This is a genomic window from Candidatus Hydrogenedentota bacterium (assembly GCA_012523015.1).
GTDB lineage: Bacteria > Hydrogenedentota > Hydrogenedentia > Hydrogenedentales > CAITNO01 > JAAYBJ01.
This window is the reverse complement of sequence record JAAYJI010000033.1, coordinates 1-6099: the sequence shown is the minus strand read 5'-3', so window position 1 is coordinate 6099 and position 6099 is coordinate 1. Positions and strand designations below refer to the sequence as shown.

The following is a 6099-nucleotide window of genomic DNA, read 5'->3' as shown; positions in this document are numbered from 1 at the left end:
GTCCATTCCACACCGGAAGCCTATTTTGCTGAACGGCGTGAACGGAACATGGCCGCGCCGCGGGTAGAACGCGATCTCAATCCTTGGGGTATCGGCTGTTATACCTCCCAAGTGCGCCTAAAACAAAAACATCGTCTCTTAGAAAATGAGTTGTACGCTGTGGAAAAAATGTGTTCCAATGGCGCGCTATCCCGGTTGCTGGATTATCCCGCGGCATCATTGCAAGAAGCCTTGGAAGATTTACTGGTTGCCGAATTTCACGATATCCTGCCCGGCTCGTCCATTCAAGCGGTGGAAGACGCCGGTCTGCGGCTTCTGGATCATGGTCTGGAAATATTGTCGCGCTTGAAGGCACGTGCCTTTTTCGCCTTTGCCACAGGGCAGCCCAAAGCGGAGGATGGCGTTATTCCGGTCTTTGTATATAACCCCCATCCTTACCCCGTCGCCGCGACAGTCGTCTGTGAATTCAATCTACCCGACCGCCACGAAGGCGGTGTCTTTTTTGATTTTGACGCGGTTATGAACGGCAATGCCATCCCCTGTCAAGCTGAAAAGGAAGTGAGCAACATTCCTTTGGAATGGCGTAAACGCTGTGTGTTCCAAGCAACCCTTGCGCCTTCGCAATTGAATCGTGTCGACTGCACGCCCCGCGCGCTGCCGGGAAAACCCAAGCCGCAACCTGCGATGGAAGGCAATGCCCTTCACTTCGATAATGGCTGTCTCGATCTGTTGATCAACTGTGAAACAGGGCTGGTGGATCGTTTCCGTGTCGACGGCAAAGAAATCCTCCGTCCAGGCGCTTTCTCACCTATCGTTATCCAAGATGATGAAGATCCTTGGGGCATGTGTGCCAAGACCTATCGCAACGAGGCAGGTCGATTTACCTTGATGTCGGCCGAAGCAGGAACGCGCTTTTCAGGTTTGAATCTTGCCGAGCCGCTGCCCTCTGTCCGTGTTGTTGAAGATGGCCCCGTCCGCGCCGTAGTGGAATGTCTCATGGCTTTCAATCATTCCTTTTTAGTGCTCACGTATAAAATCCCCAAGCAAGGGTCAGAATTGGAAGTGCATGTGCGCGTCCATTGGAATGAAAAAGACCGTATGCTGAAGCTGGCAATGCCGACCTGCTTCTCCGACGCGGTCTATTGGGGCCAGGTCGCCTGCGGCAGAGACCAACTTCCCGGTCATGAACGGGAGGTAGTCGCTCAAAAATGGACTGCCGCCCTTTCCCCATCGCAACAGCTGGCCTTCACCTGCATCAATGAAGGGACCTACGGTTCAGATTTTCCCGATGGCGAAGTGCGGATGACGCTGCTCCGCTCCCCTTCCTATTCTGCCCATCCCGTTGAAGATCGAACGGTACTGCCTCAAGACCGCTACACGCCGCGCTGCGACCAGGGAGAACGACAATTCCGCTTTTGGTTTAATGCAGGCGCGGCGAAGGAGCGGCTGGAAAAAGTAGATCGAGAAGCCCTTGCCCACAACGAAGAACCCATGGCCTTATCCTTCTATCCTGCCGGCACCGGTGTGAAGCCCCCTGCTGGCGTGCTGCTCTCCGATCCGGTTATTCTATTGATGGCTTTTAAGAAGGCGGAAGATGGAGATGGTTACCTTATACGTCTCTTTGAACCCACAGGCACGGCGCGCTCCACAACCCTATCCATCCCTGCCCTGGACTTAGAAGAAACTATCGCCTTGAAAGCCTTTGAAATAAAAACGCTTCACTTTTCCGCTGATACGAAAAGCGTTGAGGAAAGGGATTTGCTGGAACGCCCCCTAGCCTAAGGAAAGGAAGCCGACAGGGGCATTGTGCCACGGGCTACATTTCCGATTCGATCTGATAGATGCGCTGCTGCGCGTTTTGCGCTGTTGTTGAGGCGGGATTAATAGCGATAACTTGGTTGTAAACGCCGATCGCCTCGCCATAATTACCTGATTGATAATAGGCGTTGCCGAGACGTGTCAGCGTGTTCACATCATTAGCCCGCAGACTGACGGCGGTCTCATAATACTGCTGTGCCGAGACATAATCCCCGACGCGGCTGTAGATATCACCCATTTGCCTATAAGGCATGGGATTGTTCGGCATGATATCGGTCAAGGCAGCATACTGATTCAACGCGGCGTTAAAGTCGCCGCTGCGCCGATTATATTCCGCCCAAGCCTGCTGCGCATCCACGGAATCAGGCGTGGCTTCAAGCCATTGCGACAACACCCGTCCTTCACCGTCAATATCATTGAGTTTTCGATAGATGCCCGCAGTCATGGGATAGTGGTTCGAATCTTTATTCATGCGCGCCTCATATTCACCCATATAATAACGGGCATAATCTTCTTCCCCCATGCGCGCATACAAATTGGCAAGTTTGTAATAGGGCGTTGCCGTAGTGGGATTATGTTCAAGCCATTGCTCGTAGGTATCGATTTCCTGATCAATGACGCCCGATTTATGTTGGAGGTAGGCGAGTTGGTTCCAAGCGCTTTGGTTGCTTTTATCTGTGTCCAAGACCTCCTGTAAAAGCATTTCCGCATCCTCGTATTGCCCCACGCGGATAAGATTTTGCGCTTCTGAAACCATCACTTTCAGTTGTGCCGCGTCAATAACCGTATCATCCCGGTCCCTTTTATCGGAAGCCTTGCTCTGCTCCTTTTTCGGAGTGCGCCTGTTGGATCGCGTGGTATCGGCGGCGGCAGTCTCCATATTATGGTATCCGATGCCCCCTTCTTCTTCCTCCAAGGCAGCGGCACTGCTTCGATGACCGCCTGTCTCTTGGCCCGTTGATTTCTTTTTCGCTGCATCGGCTTTTTTAGCAGGCGCACCCGAATCCTCGGAAGTTTTTTCTCTCTTATCTGTACGGAGCGCATCCGCTGTTGCTTCAGAAGTCTCTTCCCCGGTCTCGTGGGCAATCGGCTCAGGGAATACCCACCACCGCCCCGACGAAGAAGGCTCCAAAGCTTTACGCGTAACTTCCGGGCCCGCAACTATTTTGAGCCGCTGAAGCTGAAAACTTTGACGTAAGCCAAATATAAGGGCACAGAAGACCAAGACCCCCAGTACAAGATTCACTTTGGTGGGCGTAAAAAATCTGTTTTGATATCGGGTGTTGCGCATATTTTTTTCATGAAACATTTTAACGATTGCGTTTGTTAAGAAGATTGTACGTCTCTAATGAAAATTCCTAAACACAATGGTGCATATAGCCATGCTTTTGCCGCCCCTGTCGTCAAACGTATAACGAGCCTGCGGTATGGCATCAGCAATCCACTTAGTATAACATATTTTTTCGTGCACAGAATTCCGGATATTACTGTATTTTTCGGTTTCTTTACCGGCTATGGATCGGCTTTTGTCCGGATACTTTATTTGTGATTGATGCGAATTTATAAGCGAACTTGTTCGTTTCTACCGGTTTCCTCTATAATAGTGTACGAAATAATAGCAGTGTAGGGGATTTATAGAACAAGTACTGCCTATTCGTTGTATATTTACGGAACTGTGAATGCTGCATGGCAGAAAGCTCACTACTGTGCGCCTCAATCGCAGCCTGTGCGTTCTGCGTCAAGTTTCCCATAAACAAGGTTATGGATCGTCCATAACTTTTTTATATATCGATAGAAAGGGATTGCTATGCCTTTAAGCTGGATGTTATCTTCACCCGAAATTGAAGCTCCGCTGGATCCGAATTTCAAACCGCCGGTTCTCGCCAATCGTAATTATCGCGAGGCGCTCCATGCTTTTGGAGGCGGCGTACCGATTGTGTTGGGTCTCGAACAAGGAGACGGAACCGTATCACGCTATGAAACACGCATCTTTGCAGATGATCACGCACGGGCCTCCTCCAACAACTTCTATGTTGAACGTATTTTGAAGTTCTTGTTGTGGCAGCGCGGCGCGTGCCGTGTTTATGTGGGCGGCTCTAAACGGGTGGGCGCTTACTTACAGCAATGTTACAGTCCCAAAGGCGACCGTGCATTCGACGCTAATTTCATGGGTGAGCTGGTCTATGAAAAGCCCTTTTCCGTGATCCTCTGTGACCTCGAAGACGTACCGGCAGCCAATGAGAATCCGCAAGCCCTCGGCCGCCATTTAGAAGGCTGCCGTGTGGGATTCGATCTGGGCGGTTCCGACCGCAAAGTCAGCGCGGTCATTGACGGTGAAGCCGTATATAGTGAAGAGGTCGTTTGGGAGCCTGCCAAAAACACCAATCCCGACTATCACTACAACGAAGTGATGACTGCCATTAAAACGGCGGCTTCGAAAATGCCTCGTGTTGATGCAATCGGCGGCAGCGCCGCAGGCGTGTACGTGAACAACCGCGCCATGGTCGCTTCGCTCTTTCGCGGCGTGCCCAAAGAGGATTTCCATCGGGTAAAAGATATGTTCCTGCGCATCGGCAAAGAGATGGGCGTTCCCCTCGTCATTGTGAATGACGGGGAAGTGACCGCTCTCGCAGGCTCCATGTCCCTCGAAGATAACGGTGTGCTCGGCATTGCCATGGGCACCAGTGAAGCTGGCGGCTACGTCAATCTTGACGGCAACATTACAGGATGGCTCGACGAATTGGCTTTCTGTCCCGTTGACTACAACAGTGCTGCGCCCGTGGAAGATTGGTCCGGCGACATCGGCGTCGGCGCCACCTATTTCTCCCAACAATGTGTTTTCCGTCTTGCGCCGAAAGTGGGCTTTACGCTGCCTACCGATATTATTCTTGCCGAAAAACTCAAAATCGTCCAGGAAAAACTGGAAGCCGGCGATGAAGGCGCCCGTAAAATTTGGGAAACCATGGGCGTTTATCTGGGCTATACCCTCGCCCATTATGCAGATTTTTATACGATCAAACATGCCTTGATTCTGGGACGGGTTACCTCAGGCATAGGCGGTGAGCTGATGCTGAACGGTGCGAATCACGTTTTATCGAAGGCATTTCCTGAGTTGGCAGAGACCATGCACGTCCAGCTTCCCGATGAAAAGAGCCGTCGTGTCGGCCAATCTATCGCAGCGGCGAGTTTGCCTGTCATTCCTGCCTAAGCTTTTGTGATGTAGTACTGTGCGCCTTCGGGAGCCCAACATGTAAAAAAAAGGATCTATCGGTGTGTACGCCTGCCTCACGCGTGTACCTTTCTCTCGGCGCTAATCTGGGAAACCGTGTCACTTTTTTAAATCGGGCCATGGAAGCCTTGGACGCCTTGGATGAAGTAACGGTCCTGCGCCGCTCGCCCATTTATGAAAGTGAGCCGTGGGGCTTGACAGAGCAACCGAAATTCCTTAATATGGTAGTGGAGATCGAAACGTCTTTTGACCCCTTCGAACTCCTAGAGACAGTTAAACTGCTGGAACAACGTCTTGGACGCCAATCTGCGCCGCGCTGGGGCCCCCGTTGTATTGATATCGATCTGATCCTTTGGGGCGATACGATGCTGCATACACCGGGCTTGGCGATTCCACATGAACGGTTTCGAGAGCGCGCCTTTGTGCTCACGCCCCTTGCCGATCTGGTGCCCGAGGCTGTTGATCCGGAGACAGGAACGACCATAGCCGTGCTGGCAAGTCGCTTGGGCAGTGCCGGGGTGGCCCGTTACACGGAATATGTACAGTCTTGAACCGCTCCGCTTGGAGCCCAACAGGGACCGGGACGGATTCGTCACGGTTCGAGAAGGTAAAATGCCATGGCGAAAACGATTCTCTCTTTCCGTGAGCAAAAAGAACGGGGCGAAAAGATCAGTGTTTTAACCGCTTACGATTATCCGATGGCGATGCTCATGGATGAAGTGGGTGTGGACGGAATACTGGTCGGTGATTCCCTCGGCAATGCGGTCATGGGTATGGAAAATACTCTTGGCGTCACCATGGAGATCATGCTCCATCACCTTAAAATGGTGCGCGCTGCCGTGAAGGAAGCGCTGGTCATCGGCGACATGCCCTTCCTATCCTATCAGATCAGCTTGGAAGAGGCCGTGCGCAATGCGGGGCGTCTCGTCGCCGAAGGCGGCGCCCATGCCGTGAAGCTGGAAGGTTCTGCACGCATGTTCGGCAACGTGATCCATGGGATCATTCGTGCGGGTATCCCGGTCATGGGGCACATCGGACTGACCCCTCAATCC

Annotated in this window: 5 protein-coding genes; 4 read left to right on the top strand and 1 reads right to left on the bottom strand. The window is 52.2% G+C overall.

Going from position 1 to position 6099, the window contains the following annotated elements:
- Positions 1-1782 (top strand): alpha-mannosidase (locus tag GX117_01565; GenBank protein ID NLO32033.1); only part of this gene is annotated, 1782 nt, incomplete at its 5' end.
- Positions 1783-1816: 34 nt separating this feature from the next.
- Here the strand turns inward: GX117_01565 and GX117_01560 are convergent.
- Positions 1817-3109: a tetratricopeptide repeat protein gene (locus GX117_01560; GenBank protein ID NLO32032.1), complete on the bottom strand. Its 1293-nt coding sequence runs from the start codon at positions 3107-3109 to the stop codon at positions 1817-1819.
- 516 nt (positions 3110-3625) lie between these two features.
- On the opposite strand from GX117_01560, the gene GX117_01555 reads away from it, so the two are divergent.
- The 3 genes from GX117_01555 to GX117_01545 form a co-directional block, all read left to right on the top strand.
- Complete coding sequence (locus tag GX117_01555; GenBank protein ID NLO32031.1) at positions 3626-5026, top strand: ROK family protein; 1401 nt, start codon at positions 3626-3628, stop codon at positions 5024-5026.
- 62 nt (positions 5027-5088) lie between these two features.
- Positions 5089-5598 carry a 2-amino-4-hydroxy-6-hydroxymethyldihydropteridine diphosphokinase gene (gene folK / locus GX117_01550; protein ID NLO32030.1) on the top strand — a complete coding sequence of 170 codons (510 nt, stop codon included), beginning with the start codon at positions 5089-5091 and terminating at the stop codon, positions 5596-5598.
- Between the two features lie 66 nt (positions 5599-5664).
- Positions 5665-6099, top strand: a 435-nt coding sequence (locus tag GX117_01545) for a 3-methyl-2-oxobutanoate hydroxymethyltransferase (protein ID NLO32029.1), incomplete at its 3' end; no start/stop codon positions are given.

Coding starts and splice junctions, on each gene's coding strand:
- GX117_01560 (NLO32032.1), bottom strand. CDS start 3,109: ATGCGCAACACCCGATATCAAAACAGATTTTTTACGCCCACCAAAGTG.
- GX117_01555 (NLO32031.1), top strand. CDS start 3,626: ATGCCTTTAAGCTGGATGTTATCTTCACCCGAAATTGAAGCTCCGCTG.